Source organism: Chryseobacterium sp. Mn2064 (assembly GCF_049319685.1).
In the GTDB taxonomy this organism is placed as follows: Bacteria; Bacteroidota; Bacteroidia; order Flavobacteriales; family Weeksellaceae; genus Chryseobacterium.
In genome coordinates, this window is the sequence record NZ_JBMOUE010000006.1 from 121,375 (window position 1) to 137,768 (window position 16,394).

The 16,394-nt window shown below is 35.3% G+C and carries 14 protein-coding genes; 13 read left to right on the plus strand and 1 reads right to left on the minus strand.

Going from position 1 to position 16,394, the window contains the following annotated elements; translation table 11 throughout:
- Nucleotides 1-233 precede the first annotated feature (233 nt).
- The 11 genes from ACL9RH_RS20185 to serS all read left to right on the plus strand — a co-directional run bounded on the left by ACL9RH_RS20185 (nt 234) and on the right by serS (nt 13,846).
- Nucleotides 234-2,387, plus strand: a complete 2,154-nt coding sequence (locus ACL9RH_RS20185; protein WP_422695132.1) for a SurA N-terminal domain-containing protein — start codon at nt 234-236, stop codon at nt 2,385-2,387.
- A 129-nt stretch (nt 2,388-2,516) separates the two neighbouring features.
- On the plus strand, nt 2,517-3,467 hold the full coding sequence (locus ACL9RH_RS20190) for an MlaD family protein (RefSeq protein WP_422695133.1): 951 nt from the start codon (nt 2,517-2,519) through the stop codon (nt 3,465-3,467).
- An 8-nt stretch (nt 3,468-3,475) separates the two neighbouring features.
- Nucleotides 3,476-4,807: a 4Fe-4S dicluster domain-containing protein gene (locus ACL9RH_RS20195; RefSeq protein ID WP_422695134.1), complete on the plus strand. Its 1,332-nt coding sequence runs from the start codon at nt 3,476-3,478 to the stop codon at nt 4,805-4,807.
- 89 nt (nt 4,808-4,896) lie between these two features.
- Complete coding sequence (locus tag ACL9RH_RS20200) at nt 4,897-5,682, plus strand: (Fe-S)-binding protein (protein WP_422695135.1); 786 nt, start codon at nt 4,897-4,899, stop codon at nt 5,680-5,682.
- Between the two features lie 18 nt (nt 5,683-5,700).
- Nucleotides 5,701-6,837 (plus strand): hypothetical protein, encoded by a 1,137-nt coding sequence (locus tag ACL9RH_RS20205; protein ID WP_422695136.1) that lies wholly within the window; start codon nt 5,701-5,703, stop codon nt 6,835-6,837.
- Nucleotides 6,838-6,946: 109 nt separating this feature from the next.
- Complete coding sequence (locus tag ACL9RH_RS20210; protein ID WP_422695137.1) at nt 6,947-7,435, plus strand: hypothetical protein; 489 nt, start codon at nt 6,947-6,949, stop codon at nt 7,433-7,435.
- A gap of 98 nt (nt 7,436-7,533) precedes the next feature.
- On the plus strand, nt 7,534-8,667 hold the full coding sequence (locus ACL9RH_RS20215; protein ID WP_422695138.1) for a glycosyltransferase: 1,134 nt from the start codon (nt 7,534-7,536) through the stop codon (nt 8,665-8,667).
- A complete protein-coding gene (locus ACL9RH_RS20220) occupies nt 8,668-9,921 on the plus strand; it encodes a polysaccharide biosynthesis C-terminal domain-containing protein (protein ID WP_422695139.1) in 1,254 nt (417 codons plus the stop codon). It abuts the gene before it with no gap.
- Nucleotides 9,922-10,059: 138 nt separating this feature from the next.
- The gene (gene asnB / locus ACL9RH_RS20225) at nt 10,060-11,958 is read left to right on the plus strand and encodes an asparagine synthase (glutamine-hydrolyzing) (protein WP_422695140.1); all 1,899 of its coding nucleotides are present in this window, start codon (nt 10,060-10,062) and stop codon (nt 11,956-11,958) included.
- A gap of 35 nt (nt 11,959-11,993) precedes the next feature.
- Entirely contained in the window at nt 11,994-12,512 is a 519-nt protein-coding gene (locus tag ACL9RH_RS20230; protein ID WP_422695141.1) for a hypothetical protein, read from the plus strand.
- 65 nt (nt 12,513-12,577) lie between these two features.
- A complete protein-coding gene (gene serS, locus ACL9RH_RS20235) occupies nt 12,578-13,846 on the plus strand; it encodes a serine--tRNA ligase (protein ID WP_422695142.1) in 1,269 nt (422 codons plus the stop codon).
- A gap of 58 nt (nt 13,847-13,904) precedes the next feature.
- Here the strand turns inward: serS and ACL9RH_RS20240 are convergent, their stop codons facing one another.
- The gene (locus ACL9RH_RS20240) at nt 13,905-14,642 is read right to left on the minus strand and encodes a hypothetical protein (protein ID WP_422695143.1); all 738 of its coding nucleotides are present in this window, start codon (nt 14,640-14,642) and stop codon (nt 13,905-13,907) included.
- Between the two features lie 557 nt (nt 14,643-15,199).
- On the opposite strand from ACL9RH_RS20240, the gene ACL9RH_RS20245 reads away from it, so the two are divergent.
- Together ACL9RH_RS20245 and gwsG are read left to right on the plus strand one after the other, a co-directional pair.
- Entirely contained in the window at nt 15,200-15,400 is a 201-nt protein-coding gene (locus ACL9RH_RS20245; protein ID WP_422695144.1) for a hypothetical protein, read from the plus strand.
- Nucleotides 15,401-15,451: 51 nt separating this feature from the next.
- Entirely contained in the window at nt 15,452-16,381 is a 930-nt protein-coding gene (gene gwsG, locus ACL9RH_RS20250; RefSeq protein ID WP_422695145.1) for a grasp-with-spasm system ATP-grasp peptide maturase, read from the plus strand.
- Nucleotides 16,382-16,394 lie beyond the last annotated feature (13 nt).

Sequence of the window (16,394 nt, forward strand, 5' to 3'; positions counted from 1 at the left end):
CGTTTTTAATCGTTAAAGTGATTTTCTATAAATATGCTCTGAAAACGTGTAGCATATTATGATATTATAAAACGCGCAATACTTATGCCATTTGTTTTTTAGCGAAAAATACGGTCAAAATTTCCTTTTTTGAATAATCTTTACGAATAAAAATTAAAATAAAGAACTTCTGCTTCTGTAATTTCTTAAAAATGTGTATTTTCGCAAACTGATAAAAAACTATAATTTATAAAATGGCAATTTTAGGACAGATTAGGAGTAAGCCTTGGCTTTTAATGGGAGTAATAGCCTTAGCGCTTTTGGCGTTCTTGGTGAACCCAGATAGTATCGACAAGGTTTTTGGTAAAAATCCTGACGTTTTAGGAAAAGTAAATGGTGAGAAAATCACCCGCGAAGAGTTCAATGATCAGCTTTTCGTGTTGCAGCAACAGGCTGAACAGCAAGGTCGTCCAAAAAACGGACTTGAGGAGCAGGCTTGGCAGTTACTTGTACAATCTAAACTTATCAAGCAACAGTTTGAGAAACTGGGCTTTGAAATGACAGACGATTACTTCTGGAGTCAGATCCAGTATGATCAGATGTTTGCTCAGAATCAACAGTTCTTTGATGAGAAAGGTAATTTTAAAACTCAAGAGCTTAAAAAAGAAATTGAAACATTACAGAACACCAATCCTCAAGGATATGCTCAATGGTTGAAAACAAGAAAAACCGTAGAGTACAGACTAATGGCAAGACAGGTGTTTACCAATATTTCAGCAGGTATTACAACCGGTAAAAAAGAAGGGGAAGAATTGATGAAGCAGAGAGATCAGTTGGCTGATATCGACTTTGTGAAAGTGGATTATGCTGCTTATCTTCAGAAAACAAAGATCAATGTTACTACACAAGATCTTGCTGATTACATCAAGAAGCACCCTGTAATGTTCAAAGCTGAGCCTAGCAGAAACTTAGGAATTGTATTTTTCCCGTCTAAGCCTAGTGCAGCAGATGATGCAGCAGCATTGAAAGAAATTACAAAATTATACTCAGGGGGTACAGATGCTAGCGGAGGTGCAGAAAACTTCCAGAATACGAAAAACGATTCGATGTTTGTAATGGCAAATTCTGATATGCCATTCAACCCTCAGTATATGACGCCTAATCAATTGCCGGCAACGATACAAGGTCAAATTGCTACTGCAGCAATCGGGCAGACTTTCGGTCCTTACAAAGAACAAGATTTCTATGTAGTTTCTAAACTTTTAAATAAAAAGACTTCTGACTCTACATTATCAAGACATATCCTTATCGCTTTCAAAGGAAGCCCTGCAGGGCAAGGAGTAACAAGATCTAAAGAGGAGGCTAAGAAATTGGCAGACTCTATCGGAGCTATTGTAAAAGCTACTCCAGCGAAATTTACAGAATTCCTTAAGCTTTCTAACGACCCTAATTCTGCAGCACAAGGAGGTAGCTTAGGTTGGACAACTCCGGAAACTCCTTTCGTACCGGAATTCCTTACTTACCTTGCTAACAATCCTAAAGGAGCTACAGGGGTAGTAGAAACTCAGTTCGGTTATCATATCATCAATATTGAAGATAAGAAATCAGGATCTATGGGTTATAAAGTTGCTAACCTAGTGAAAGCAATCAAACCTTCAGATGCAACCGAAGCGGAAGTAGATAAAAAATCTAGAAAATTCATTCAGCAGGTTCAAGGGAAATCTTTCAACGATTTCGTGAATATTGCTAAGAAAGATAACTACCAGTTCACCAATCCTAAAGCAGCAAAAAGATTTGAAGGTCAGCTTCAAGGCTTAGGTACTGAAAAAGATGCTGAAATCCTAACTTGGGCTTTCGATAAGAAAAGATCAAAAGGAGATACAGAACTTTTCACTGTAGAAGGTACAGGAGACAAAATTGTAGTGTACATGAACGGAAAACAGGACGCAGGTCTTGCTGATCCGGAATCTGTAAGAGATCAGATTGAAGTAATTGTTAAAAATAAATTGGCAGCTAAGCAGATCTCTGATAAAATTACAGCAGCGAAAGCTTCAAACTTAGATCAGGTTGCTAAATTATTTGCATCAACAAAACAAACTGCTCAGGTTAACTTATTGAACCCTTCAGTAGCAGGATCTATGGAGCCTAAAGTAGCAGGAGCTGCATTTGGAGTTGCAAAAGGAAAACTTTCTAACCCTATTGAAGGAGGTACAGGAGTTTATGTACTGATCAAAAAATCAGAAACAGTAAACAAACAACCTGGAGATCTTAAGCAGTTCACAGAGTCTATTACTCAAAGAAATGCAGGGATGTTCGGTCAGGCTTGGATGAAGAGCCTTCAGGACAATGCCGATATCGAGGATTTCAGAATTGAAATCTGGAATAAAATCGGAAATCAACAACAATAAGAAATCATTTTATTGATATAAAAAAGCGACAAATTTATTTGTCGCTTTTTTTTGTATTTAACGCAGAGCAATAAGGGAAAAGATTTATTTAAAATGTACTATATTTGCTTATTAGAAAAAATTTAGCAAGTGAAGTTCAGTAAAGAATTAAAAGCTGGTGTGATTGCACTGCTAGCTGTCGTAGGCTTTGTGGTATTGTTTCAATTCATGAAAGGGAAAAGCCTTTTTACTACCGATAATATATTTTACGCAAAATATGAGAATGTTGAAGGGCTGGCACAGTCTTCAGCAGTTTCTATTAATGGTCTTAAAGTAGGGCAGGTTGATAAGATTATCCCTCAAACTGCAAAAGACGGTAAAATCAGTTTCGTAGTGAAAATTACGGTTGATAATAAATTCGAATTTTCAAAAAACTCTACATTAGAAATTTTTGAACCAGGCTTAATGTCCGGAAAAGAGATGAGAGTAAATCTTACCTATGGTGGAGCGACTGCAAAAGACGGTGATACCTTGAAAGGTGCTTTTAAACTTGGAACATTAGGAAGCCTTTCTTCTCAGGTTGGACCCGTAAAAGATCAGTTACAGGTTGTTCTTCATAGAGTAGATTCCCTGATGACCAATGCCAATATGCTTGTAGATGCCCAAAACAGAGCAGAAATTAAAGCTTTGTTATCCAATCTTAATAAAACCGTTGGAGCATTACAAACAACTGCGGCAAGCGTAAATAACCTGGTAGGGCACAATGATCCGAAACTTCAGAAAGTACTGGATGATGCAAGTCTTACCATGCAGAGCGGAAAAGTAACACTGGATAAATATGGGAATCTTGCACAAAGCATCGATACAAAACAATTAAACGCAACAATTGCTAATCTGGATGCTACCGTAGGAAAACTGAATCAGGTAATTGGCGGAATAGATAAAGGAGAAGGAAGTTTAGGTAAACTAATGAAGGATGAGCAGCTTTATAATAATCTGAACTCAGCGTCTTCTAACCTGAATTCCCTGATCGAAGATATGAAAGCTCATCCTAAGAGATATATCAATTTCTCTGTTTTCGGTAAAAACAATAAAGACTAATACCCCTTATGCAGTACATCGATAACATTATTTTCCTGATTTTATTAGTAGCCGGCTTTGGCCTGTTTGGCAAGAGCTTACTGAAAATTTACAGAAATATCAGACTAGGCCACGAAATAGATAGAAGCGACAGAAAATCTGAACGTTGGAGCACCATGGCAAGAGTGGCTATGGGGCAGAGCAAGATGGTGAAACGTCCTGTTGCCGGTATTCTGCACGTATTTGTATATGTAGGTTTTATTATTATCAATATAGAACTTATTGAAATTATTGTTGATGGACTTTTCGGAACACACCGTTTTCTATCGTCTGTCTTCGGACACAGTTTTTACAGCTTCTTTACAGCAACATTGGAAGTGCTAGCACTTCTTGTCGTAATTGGAGTTGTTGTATTTTTCATCAGAAGAAACTTTTATGGTGTTAAGAGATTAACCATGAAAGAACTTTTCGGATGGCCAAAACATGATGCCAACTGGATTCTTATTATAGAATTTGCCTTAATGATGGCTTTCTTCAAAATGAATGCTGCTGACTGGGTTTTGCAGCAGAGAGGATTACTTCATGAGGTAGGAAGTTTCCCAATCAGTTCTGCCATTTTAGGTCCTGTTTTCAATAATTTTGGAGATGGATTCCTTTTCTTTACCGAAAAAGGAGCCTGGTGGTTCCACTTTGTAGGAATCCTTTTCTTCATGAACTATCTCTATTACTCAAAACATTTGCATATTATTCTTGCGTTTCCAAGCACTTGGTATGCGAATCTTGATAAAAAAGGAAAATTCAATAACCTTGATTCTGTAACCAAAGAAATCAAACTGATGATGGATCCTAATGCAGACCCTTATGCCGCTCCGGCTGAAGGTGCAGAAGCTGATGTTCCTTCAAAATTTGGTGCAGAAGATATATTTGACCTGAATCAGGTACAGTTACTCAATGCCTATTCATGTACAGAATGTGGACGTTGTACTTCTGTTTGCCCGGCTAATATTACTGGTAAAAAACTTTCTCCGAGATTGATCCTGATGAAAACCAGAGACAGACTTGAAGAAGTAGGAAGAAACATCGATAAGAATGGTAAATTTGTGGATGACGGTAAGAAACTACTGAACGATTATATCACAAAAGAAGAACTTTGGGCATGTACAACCTGTAATGCGTGTACAGATGCCTGCCCGGTATTGCTAGACCCGCTTTCCATTATTTTTGAAATGAGAAGATTCCTGGTGATGGAGCAATCTGCAGCACCACAGGAATTGAACCTGATGATGACCAACGTGGAAAACAATGCTGCTCCTTGGCAGTACAACCAGGCTGACCGTCTGAACTGGGCAACGGAAAACTAGATAATTAATCGATTTGAAAATTTGAAATTGATTAGAGTCTGTATCACTTTCAAATTTCCAAATTCTCACATTTTCAAATTGAAAAAGAAATGGATTTCAATATAAAAACAATGGCAGAATACGCTGCCGAAGGAAAAGCTCCCGAAGTTTTATTTTGGGTGGGATGTGCTGGAAGTTTTGACGACCGTGCTAAAAAAATTACAAAGGCATTTTGCAAGATATTAAATAAAATAGGCGTTGAATTTGCCGTTCTGGGACAGGAAGAAAGCTGTACGGGAGATCCTGCAAAAAGAGCCGGAAACGAGTTTGTTTTCCAAATGATGGCCCTTACCAATATTGAAGTCCTGAATGCTTACGAAGTAAAGAAAATCGTAACGGCTTGCCCGCACTGTTTCAATACTTTAAAAAACGAATATCCAAGCTTAGGAGGACACTTTGATGTAGTACACCATACGCAGTTCCTTAAAACCCTTATGGAAGAAGGAAGGCTGAAAATTGAAGGCGGAGCTTTCAAAGGGAAAAAAATCACTTTTCATGATCCTTGCTACCTGGGACGTGCCAATGACGAATACGAAGCTCCAAGAATGTTACTTGAAAAGCTTGATGCTGAGCTCGTAGAAATGAAGCGTTGCAGAACCAACGGACTTTGTTGTGGAGCAGGAGGAGCACAGATGTTTAAAGAACCCGAAAAAGGAAACAAAGACATCAATATCGAAAGAACAGAAGAAGCTTTGTCTTTTGAACCTAAAGTGATTGCAACCGGATGTCCTTTCTGTAATACGATGATGACAGATGGTGTAAAACACTTTAATAAAAATACAGAAGTTGCCGTAAAGGATATTGTAGAACTTCTTGCGGAAGCAGAAGATTTATAGACACAATCTTTACCCACTATGAAACTAAAATGGGGGATCTCCTTCTTCTTTGTATTATCTGTCCTTATATTTCTGACCTCATGGAACTATAAGAATAGAATATACGATTGGGATATGCCCGGATATTTAGGAAGTATTTTTACTTCTGAATTTCCAGATTCCCCAGATAAAGTTCGCATACTTACTTACACTTCCATACAAAAAGAAGCACCTGCAGATCATTATGCAGACATTATCGGAAAAAAGCCCCAGGATATTCCAAGGCAGTATTTCGAAAAAAATACTCAGGCTTTTACAGAACAATTGCCTTATTATCAGATAAAAATAGGCTATATCTTAACGATTACAGCTTTGTATAAGATGGGAATTACTCCTCCCATGTCGGTTTTACTGATCAGTCTTATTTCTTATTTCCTATCAGGATTACTCATCTTTTATACCGTTAAAACTATTTTCCAAAAAAAATACTGGCTTGCTCCTATCGTTACAATTGCAACCTTAGCTTTACCCCCTATAACGTATATGGCAAGAGTTTCAATGCCGGATATGTTTATCTTTATGTTTATTCTGATTCTCCTCTTAGGCCTACTAAAGAAATGGAGCCTATGGACGATGTTTTTGCTTTTATTGGTGATTACTTTCATCCGTCCGGATTATATTACATTTACACTTACTTACCTTATTGCAGTATTTGTATTTCAATACTTTGAAAAAAAAAAAATCAACTTTATCCTCATCGCACAGGGAGGCGTTCTTTTGTTGATGTATCTTGTAATCATTAAATTCTATCATTACCCAGGCTGGAAAGATGTCTTTTATGATACTTTTATAGACAGAAGACCTATTATTTCAGCTCATCCGGTAAAAGTCACTTTGAATGATTACCTGCAGATTCTTTATCCAAAAATTCTTTACTTTAAAAAAGTAACACTGTCAGTTATTATAATGACCGCTGTTATTTTCTGGAGTTCAAAAGATAAATGGACAAGGATGATCTCCGTTCTTTTTGTGATAAATCTTTATATCAAATTCTTATTCTTTCCGCAGTCTGCAGTGTTAAGATTTTTCTTACCGTTTATTTTTCCGATTTTCATGATGATGCTTTATGCATTGAGTCAAAAATACAATGATCTCAAACTCGGGAAAATTGCGTAATTTTGTTTCTTAAAATATAAGGTCGTACAATCATCATCAAGAAACTCCCGGATCCTATCTCGAAGAAAGAAATGATTGTATATTTCCTTGGTAAATAAATAATTACATTATGAAAATCGAAGAATCTAATATTGTAGAAACCAGCGACTACAGAGTCATTATATATCCTGCTTCAAGACCTTTCGAAACTAAAGAAGCAAAAGCAATCACAGAAAAACTATTTGACTTCCTTGCAACGTGGGCAGCTCATGGGAAACCTCTTTCTTCCTCTTTTAAAATCGAAAAGAACCAGTTTATTGTGGTTTGTGTAGATGAAGAAAAAGAAATGGCTTCAGGATGCAGCATTGATGCTTTAGGAAAAATAATGAGAGAAATTGATGAAGAGTACCAACTGGGACTTTTCGACAGAATGAAGGCAAGCTTCGTAGAAAACGGAGACGTAAAAACGTTGAAACTGATCGACTTCAAAACAAAATTGAGAAACGGAGAAATCTCCAGAGATATTCAGGTTTTTGACTTTTCCAAAAATACATATCTGGACTTCTTGAGTCACTTCCTTCTTCCTTTAGATAAGAGCTGGGCGGCTTCTATAAAATAAATACTAATGAGCTGATAAAGCTTGTACATCATAAAGTGGAAACCTGTTTTCCACTTTTTTGTTTTAATGTATCTTTGTAAAGACTCGAATGAAAGCTAATGCCTAAAGTACTTTTTTTAACCACTTCCCACAATTATAATGATGACCGGATTTTCCATCATCAGGCGAAGGCTCTTAAAAACTCCGGGTATGAAGTGAAAATTTGCAGCCTGTACGAAGATTATAAAGGAGCTATTGAAGGCATAAAGATAGAATCTTACGCGGTACTGGAAGAAAGTATACAAAAGAAAACGGAGACGTTTCAGGACGTTTGTATGAATTTTCTGCCCGATTGTATCATTTGTTCCGAACCTTTGGCTGTAGTGGCTGTGAAGGACTTTGTGAAAGAGAAAAAAATCAGTTGTATCTATGATATTACAGAATGGTATCCTTCCATGTCAATGATGAAAGAATATCGTTTTCCAAATAAAATTTTTCAGGCAATAAAATTCTCACTGATTCAGATATATGCAGGTTTTTTAAGTACTCACTTTATTTTTGGTGAATCTACCAAGAAATTTCCATTGGCTTACCTATTTGGCTTAAAAAAACAAATGATTCTTCCTTACTATCCGGATCCGGTTTATATAAAAGAAAATATAAAGCCCCTCGAACCCGGAACTATTTCTCTCTGTTACACGGGACAAATTTCAAAGGATAAAGGGATTGGAAATTTTTTCAACGCTATTCGTAAAATCCATGAAAAATCTCCTGAACTTAAAATAAAAGTCATTATTGTAGGTTCCACAAAAGAGAAAAGCGATGAAGTGTATTTTTCAAAATTACTCAATGAAAATACCTTTGCAGAGATTGATATCAGAAAACCTACTTCTTTTGAAAAATTTACAGAAGTTTTTGCAGATGCAGATCTTTGCTTTGATCTCCGGGAAATCAACTTTGAGAACAATCATTCATTGCCGATAAAACTGTTTTACTTTATGGGAGTAGGCAAACCTGTTGTATATTCCGATTTGAAGGGAATAAGAGAGCATATGGGAAAACTCTCATTTGTAAATCTTGTGGATCCCAGAAATGCAGATCATATTGCTGAAATAGTGATCAACTACACAAGAAATCCGGAATTATACCGTTCTCATGCCATTAATGCCATCACAGAATTTAAAGAAAGGTACAATTGGACTCTCATCAGGAACTTCTTTATTGGTTTTGTAAATAGATCTATTGATAAATAAATGCAGCTTACTATTATTAAAACTTTCATTTCACGTTTTCTCATCCTGATCTTAAGTTTCGGGTTGGTGATCTATACGACTAATATGTGGGGAAGTGAAGGGAAGGGAACGATCTCTATTGTGATAGCAAATGCAGCGGCAGTAAGCTTTTTCAGCAATATTTTTTCTGGAAGCAGTACTTCTTACTTTGCTTCAAGATTTAAAATTGAAAAAATAGTACTCTATTCCTATCTTTGGTCACTTTTCATTGGTCTTTTGGTTCCTTTTTTATTCAGTTGGGCATCCATTCAAGGGGAATATCTGGTCTACCTTATTGGTATTTCTGTTTTTTCGTCCCTCCTGTCTACCAATGTGAGTTTATTCATTGGAACACAGGATATTAAAAGGTTTAATCTTTATACCGTTTTACAGCAGCTTGTCCATATTATTTTTATAGGGTTATTGGTGTATGTATTTAAGCAAAAAGATGTTTCAGTATATTTTCTTGCTCAGATCGCTTGCCTTGCCCTGCTTTTTATAACAAGTTTTTTTCAGATTATTAAAAAATGTACTATTTCTGAGATCTCCTTTTCTAAAGAAGTAGCCATTAACATGTTTGAATACGGCTGGAAAACTCAGCTAAGTGCCTTTATCCAGTTTCTTAATTATAGACTTTCTTTTTACTTTCTTGAACATTTTGAAGGTATAGCCAGCGTAGGGATTTTTTCCATTGGCGTTACTTTTTCAGAAGCCATTTGGACAATTACCCGAAGTATTGCCGTTGTTTTATATTCCGATGTAGTCAATAGCAAAAGCAAGGAGGAATCCGTGGAAAAAACAAAATCTTCACTCAAGCTGACTTTTTTTCTGATGATAGGTTTTGTATTGGGAATCATTATTATTCCATCGCAGGTGTATGAAATAATCTTCGGGAAAGAATTCAGGGATACCAAAGAAATTATGCTTCTTCTGTCTCCCGGCATTTTTGCCATTGCAGTAAGTGATATGGTTGGGCATTATTTTTCAGGAGTTCGGGAACTGAGAATTCTTAATGTAAAATCAATCGTAGGCCTTATTGTTACTGTTGTTTTCTCTTTTATTGCCATACCTCGATGGGGAATTTTAGGGACATGTCTTGCTACTACTTCCTCTTACCTGGTTTCAGCTTTTCTCTTATTTTATAAGTTTTATCGCTCTACAGCTTTTCATTTAAAAGATTTTATGGTTTCAAAAGAAGAAATAGAACTTCTGAAATCTAAGTTTTTAAAGAAGTAACCCATTTATTCGAAGTTGAGTGTTGTGAAAATTATTTTGTTTCACATGTCTTTATTAAGAACGATTTCTCCATGGATGTGAAAAATCTTTTTATCAAAAAAGATATTCCTTATTTTTACAGTTCTATTAATTTTTATTATGTGCGGAATCAGCGGTTATTATTCATTTCATAAAAGTATTTCTTCCAAAAATATTATGGAAATGAATCATTCCCTCAAGCACCGTGGCCCGGATGATGAAGGATTCTGGCTTTACAACAAAAATAATGGTGATTCTTTTTCTGGGAAGGATTCTACTCGCAAGATTAAAGAACAATTTCCTGTGATAAAAGACGAAGATACAGAAATTGCTCTGGGATTCAGAAGACTATCGATTGTTGAACTTTCTGAAAAGGGGCACCAGCCGATGCTCTCAGAAAACGAGAAAATCATTATTACTTTCAATGGAGAAATTTATAATTTCCGAAATATAAGAAAGGATCTTGAAGCATTAGGATATTCTTTTCGAGGTAATTCCGATACCGAAGTCATTCTAAAAGCCTATCAGGAATGGGGAAGTTCTGTATTTGCCAAGTTAGATGGTATGTTTGCTATTTGCATTGTGGATCTTGCTCAACAGAAAATTATTTTAAGCAGAGATAGAGTAGGGATGAAGCCTCTTTTCTACCATCAAAGCGATGCAGGATTGGTTTGGGCTTCCGAAATAAAAGGCATTCTTAAAAATGAATGGGTAAAACCGGAGATTAATTGGAACGGCATTTATACCAATTTCCTTTTTCAGACAACATTATCTCCTTATACTTGTTTTCAGAATATATTTTCGCTGGAACCAGCGTCTTTTATGACGATTGACTTAAAAGATCATACAATAGCAAAGGAAAAATTCTGGAATCTGCCTGAAGAAAGTAAGGAAAGTATCTCTGAAGAAGATGCCGTCAAAAAAATTGATGAATTATTAGCAGAGAGCATATCAGAACAGCTTTATGCGGACGTTCCTGTAGCCGTTATGATGAGCGGAGGGATAGATTCTACCCTTATTACTGCAAAAGCCACTCCGTTTAGCGAAAATGTAAATACATACACTATATCTTATCCTTTTTCGGAAGAAGAAGTTGAAAAAGCCTCTTTAGCAGCCAGACATTTTGGAGTAAAACACCAGATAAAAGAAGTAAATGATGGTGAAGCGTTAGAAAATCTGAAAGAAAATATTCAACATTTTGAAGAACCTTACAGCAGCTTTGAAGTACTCATTAATGCCGCAAAATTTGCGCAGGATCATGAATTTAAAGTCGTGTTAAGTGGAAATGGAGCCGATGAACTTTTTGCCGGATATTCTCATACTTTAAAATTGAAAAGATGGCTTCTGATGAGAAACTTTAACTTTTTAAAACCTCTTATTTTTACAAAAGATTCATTTTCTCTGAGAGTTAAAAACTATTTTTCACAAGATAATATGTTTGATTTTTTCCGTCAGAGCCAAATCAGTATGATGTCACTCCAGGTGAAAGATGTTCTGAAACCTGAAATTTATAACCAAATTACTACAGATCTTTCCCTTTATCATACTTCAGAAACCAAAAGTTATACAGGATATTTTGAATATGATATGAAATATTCGCTGTCTTCACATCACGTGTTCAGGGATGATCTGAGCGCCATGAAGTACGGAGTAGAGTTCCGTTACCCTTATTTAAGCAATAAACTTATTGATTATGTGGCTGCTTTGCCTGAAAATATAAGATTTAACGGAGTTGAAAACAAACCCTTGCTGAGAAAAACGGCAGAAAAATACCTTCCTTCGGAAATTTTAAATATGCCGAAAAAAGGCTTTTCATTTCCCGTTCATCACTTTCTTAAGAATGAAAAAAGAGTCAGAGATTTTATCACGTTAAATTTAGAAAGTTTAAAAAAGAGAGATTTTTTCAACTCCCAAACTATTGACGAATGGTGGAAACATCAGGAACATGAGTACGACTGGGTGAAAATCTGGCAATTGGTCACTTTTGAATTGTGGTATCAGAAATATTTTGAGAAATAGAAGCGGTCTAAAGATTAATATTTTACCTTTGTAGCATGATGAGATATTTTTGGGGGTTACTTATTGTGTTTTTTGCAGTTATCAGTTGCAAAAGTGAGGACGATTCTTTACAGAGAATTGATCAGATCATGAACATTTATATGAAAGACAGTGCTGGCCAGGATTTGTTAAACGCTAAGAAAAAAGGTTCTTTTACAAGCTATTCAGTCAACGATTTGTTTGGAACTAAAGATGTATCTCCGGTTTCGATTCCTTTGAAAGTAACAGCAGACTCCTTGTTTTATATGGAATATATTGGTGGTGCCAAAAGAATAAGAATGGACTCCATCAGCCCTGATAATCCCGGGACAGGAACCTCTTATTTTTCCAGAATGCAGATTACTTTTGTAAAAAGTACTAACGCAAGTGATAATGTTACCGGTACACTGGAAATTCAGTATCGTAATACTCCTACTTTATTTCAGGTTTCGAAAGTATTGTATGACGGAACTGCTGTATTTACCAAAGGAGCAGATCAACCAAATTCGATAAATAACGTTACTATCATAAAATAATTTTAAATTTGTATAATTGTTGGCTTATATGAAGCTAACTTTCTAATATTTAACATCTAAATAAAATGTTACAAGTCAATTTTTTACGCGACAATAAGGAACGCGTTTTAGAAGGTCTTAAGAAAAGACAATTCAAAAATCTTGAGTTGGTAGACGAAGCAATCGCTGCTGACGACGAAAGAAAAAGAATCCAGTTTGAGCTAGATTCCCAGCTTTCCGAGATCAACAAAATCTCCAAAGAAATTGGACTTTTGATGAAAGAAGGAAAGAAAGAAGAAGCGGAATCTGCAAAATCTAAAACAGCACAGTACAAAGAGTCGAGTTCAGAATTGAAATCTCAACTGGAAGTTAAAGAAAATGATTTACTGAATATTCTGTATCAACTTCCAAACATTCCAAACGAATTGGTAAAAAGCGGTGCTTCTGCGGATGACAACGAGATTATCTTCCAGTCTCATCCTGTAGAAGGTCTTGGTGAAGGAGCAATTCCTCACTGGGAGCTGGCAAAAAAATATAACCTGATCGATTTTGAACTAGGAGTGAAGATTGCCGGTGCCGGGTTCCCTGTTTATTTAGGAAAAGGAGCAAGGCTTCAGAGAGCTTTGGTTCAGTATTTCTTAGATAAAAACGTAGAGAAAGGATATACGGAAGTAAACCCTCCTCACGTTGTGAATGAAGCATCAGGATTCGGAACAGGACAATTACCTGACAAAGAAGGGCAAATGTATTATATCAACGAAGATAAATTATATCTGATCCCTACTGCTGAAGTTCCTGTTACCAACCTTTACCGTGATGTATTGTTGGATGAAAAAGATCTTCCGATTAAAAATACTGCTTTTTCTCAATGCTACAGAAGAGAAGCGGGAAGCTATGGTGCTCACGTAAGAGGATTGAACCGTCTTCACCAGTTTGAAAAAGTGGAAATCGTAAGAATTGAGAAGCCAGAAAACTCTTACGCTGTTTTAGAAGAAATGGTAGAGCATATCAAGGAGATTCTTACAGATCTTGAGCTTCCATTCAGAGTATTGAGACTTTGTGGAGGGGATACTGGTTTTGCATCTGCAATGACGTATGATTTTGAAGTATGGAGCGCTGCTCAGGAAATGTGGTTAGAAGTAAGTTCTGTATCAAACTTTGAGACCTTCCAGGCTAATAGATTAAAGTGCCGTTACAAAGGAGATGGTAAATCCCAATTGGTTCATACATTAAATGGTTCTGCTATGGCATTACCAAGAATTATTGCAGCTTTGCTTGAGAATAATCAAACAGCGGAAGGAATCAAACTTCCTAAGAAAATTGCAGAATACGCGAGATTCGAAGTTATCAACTAATTTGAATATCAATTTAGCTATTATAAAACCCCATCGGATTCCGATGGGGTTTACTTTTTTATTCTGTAACAATGATAACCTTTTTATCAGCTTTTTTTAGCTTTGTATCTTGATTATAAATGGCTTTCAGGTCGTAATCTATCCTTATGGTATGATCATCGATCTGCTTCACCCAATCATGCTTTCCGGAAATTGATTTTATAGTGTTTTCAAACCTTACAGTAGTACCAATATTTTTAAAAAACATCATCATCATACCAGCCATTTTTTCAGCCTCTTCTTTTGAGGTTTTGGCGCGGATGGCTTCTTCAATGCTTTTAAGATTAAAATTGTCTGTATCAATCGTGAGGGTTTTCCCGTCCCAATGGTTATAAATATTCTGATCTAAAGGAATTTTTTCCGTTTTTGTAAAATTTTTCAGAAGCAGATAATCTTCAGGGTTGAAATTTTCCAGTTTAAAAGAAAAGCCTGCCAGTTTATTCCCGTCTTTGGTTGATTTCATAAAGATCTTCTGCATAATCTTTACAGAATCAGGATTTTCTGTCTTTAATTTTCCCTCTTTCTTAGCAAGATCATACATGCTCGTCCATGTTGTTGGGATTTTTTCTATTTCACCAAACTCTTTCTGTTGCAACGAATCTGGTGTCATAGCCATCATTTCAGCCATGAATTCCCTTGTATCGATATCTGTGACGGAAGTAGAGGAAGAATCTTTATGATAGATGATTTCTGAATTGATGCTGCATGATTGCAGTATAAAAAGGCTTATTAATAATAAGACAATAGTATTCTTCACGGTTCTCATTCTGATAAAAAAGCAAAGATATACTTTCTGACGGATAAGTATGTAAAATTGTAGTTCTGATACGTTACCTGTGTAGAAAATGATCTTTTTCTAATTGAACCATCATAATTTTGGTTTTTTGGATAGGATTTTTAAGTTTCTGAGAGAAGTTTTTTCGTTAATTTTTCAAGAAAATTGAGTTTTTTTTGACTTAAAAATTACTTTAAGACACTAAAAAGTGTTTTACTTACGTTGTATAGATATGGAATTATTTTTATTTATTTTGAAGTAATGAGTTAATATTTTTTTTAATATTTTATTTTTTATTCAATTTTATTGATTTTTATTCAATAAATTATTCATAATCAAAATGTTAAATTTTGTTAAATTGTATTGGTTTGTAGAATTTATTTATACATTTGAAAAAGAAACGGAATAAGTGTTGAGTATTATTTATTCAAACTGTATTTAATTTGCGATTAATGTAATTGTCGCGGCTGCATGATTGTAATGAATTTGTTGAAATATTTAATTTTCTTAATGGCTTATTCTAAATAATAAAAATTACTATGAAAAATTTAAAATCACTATCGGGTTTCCAAGCTGAAATCAAAAACAAAAAAATTTCAAGAGAATCAATGAAAAGCATTGCTGGAGGTAAAAGAGTTATCCGCCAGACAACACGTTCAACTGGAGGTGCTGACTCTGTTTTATATACTTACGACGAGGATGGACATTTACTAGGTACTGAGTGCTGGTCAGGGTGTTAAGATAATCACTTTAAAATTAATTGACTACCATTTTGGTAGTCTTTTTTATATATGATACTAATAATTTCGGACGAACATGATATGTCAACCAATATCGTTATTGATTGGCTGGATTCATTTCAAATAAACTGGATAAGAATCAATGATACAGACGAATGTGAAATGTCGGTTGTAGATTCAAAAACATGGATCAAGCTTACAAATATCACTGTTGATGTAGATGACATACAGGCCGTCTGGTATAGAAGAGGTTTTATTTCTATAGGGAACTTCGAAAAATTGGGAATCTCCAAATTTAATTCCTATTTGTCTCATAATAAGGGCGTTTTACATGAATATCTTCAATATAAATTATCAAAAAAAAGACAGATTAATTCCTTTAGTAAAGCGAATGTCAATAAATTGATTGTCAATGATATTGCTAAGGAGGTCGGACTGAAGATCCCGGAATTTTATATAGATAATAAGGTACTGAAGGACAAAAAATATAAGAAAGCCATCACGAAGCCCATTACGCCGAGTTTTGTAGGAGGTATTGACGATATAAAAATAGATTCTTATACAAAAATCCTGCAAAAGGATCGTATAAAAAGTTTCAGTACTTCTTTAATTCAGGAATATATTGAAAAGAAGTTCGAGATAAGGACTTTTTATCTTCTTGGGAAATGCTGGAGTATGGCAATACTCTCACAGGGAGACCTTAAAACCCAAGTCGATTTTAGGAGATATAATAATGATTTGCCGAATAGAACGGTTCCTTTTAAACTCCCGGAATCTATTGAAAATATGATTGATCAGCTTATGAAAAGGGTTTCTTTAGAAAGTGGATCTATTGATCTCATGTACTCTACAGATCATCAGTTTTATTTTTTAGAAGTGAATCCGGTTGGACAATTTGATATGGTATCTTATCCCTGTAATTATCACTTAGAGAAAGAAATTGCGTTACATTTGAATAGCGACTATGAAACAGAAAAATAAACTTGACGATATT

Coding starts and splice junctions, on each gene's coding strand:
- ACL9RH_RS20185 (WP_422695132.1), top strand. CDS start 234: ATGGCAATTTTAGGACAGATTAGGAGTAAGCCTTGGCTTTTAATGGGA.
- ACL9RH_RS20230 (WP_422695141.1), top strand. CDS start 11,994: ATGATGAGATATTTTTGGGGGTTACTTATTGTGTTTTTTGCAGTTATC.
- ACL9RH_RS20215 (WP_422695138.1), top strand. CDS start 7,534: ATGCCTAAAGTACTTTTTTTAACCACTTCCCACAATTATAATGATGAC.
- serS (WP_422695142.1), top strand. CDS start 12,578: ATGTTACAAGTCAATTTTTTACGCGACAATAAGGAACGCGTTTTAGAA.
- ACL9RH_RS20220 (WP_422695139.1), top strand. CDS start 8,668: ATGCAGCTTACTATTATTAAAACTTTCATTTCACGTTTTCTCATCCTG.
- ACL9RH_RS20195 (WP_422695134.1), top strand. CDS start 3,476: ATGCAGTACATCGATAACATTATTTTCCTGATTTTATTAGTAGCCGGC.
- ACL9RH_RS20245 (WP_422695144.1), top strand. CDS start 15,200: ATGAAAAATTTAAAATCACTATCGGGTTTCCAAGCTGAAATCAAAAAC.
- asnB (WP_422695140.1), top strand. CDS start 10,060: ATGTGCGGAATCAGCGGTTATTATTCATTTCATAAAAGTATTTCTTCC.
- gwsG (WP_422695145.1), top strand. CDS start 15,452: ATGATACTAATAATTTCGGACGAACATGATATGTCAACCAATATCGTT.
- ACL9RH_RS20205 (WP_422695136.1), top strand. CDS start 5,701: ATGAAACTAAAATGGGGGATCTCCTTCTTCTTTGTATTATCTGTCCTT.
- ACL9RH_RS20210 (WP_422695137.1), top strand. CDS start 6,947: ATGAAAATCGAAGAATCTAATATTGTAGAAACCAGCGACTACAGAGTC.
- ACL9RH_RS20200 (WP_422695135.1), top strand. CDS start 4,897: ATGGATTTCAATATAAAAACAATGGCAGAATACGCTGCCGAAGGAAAA.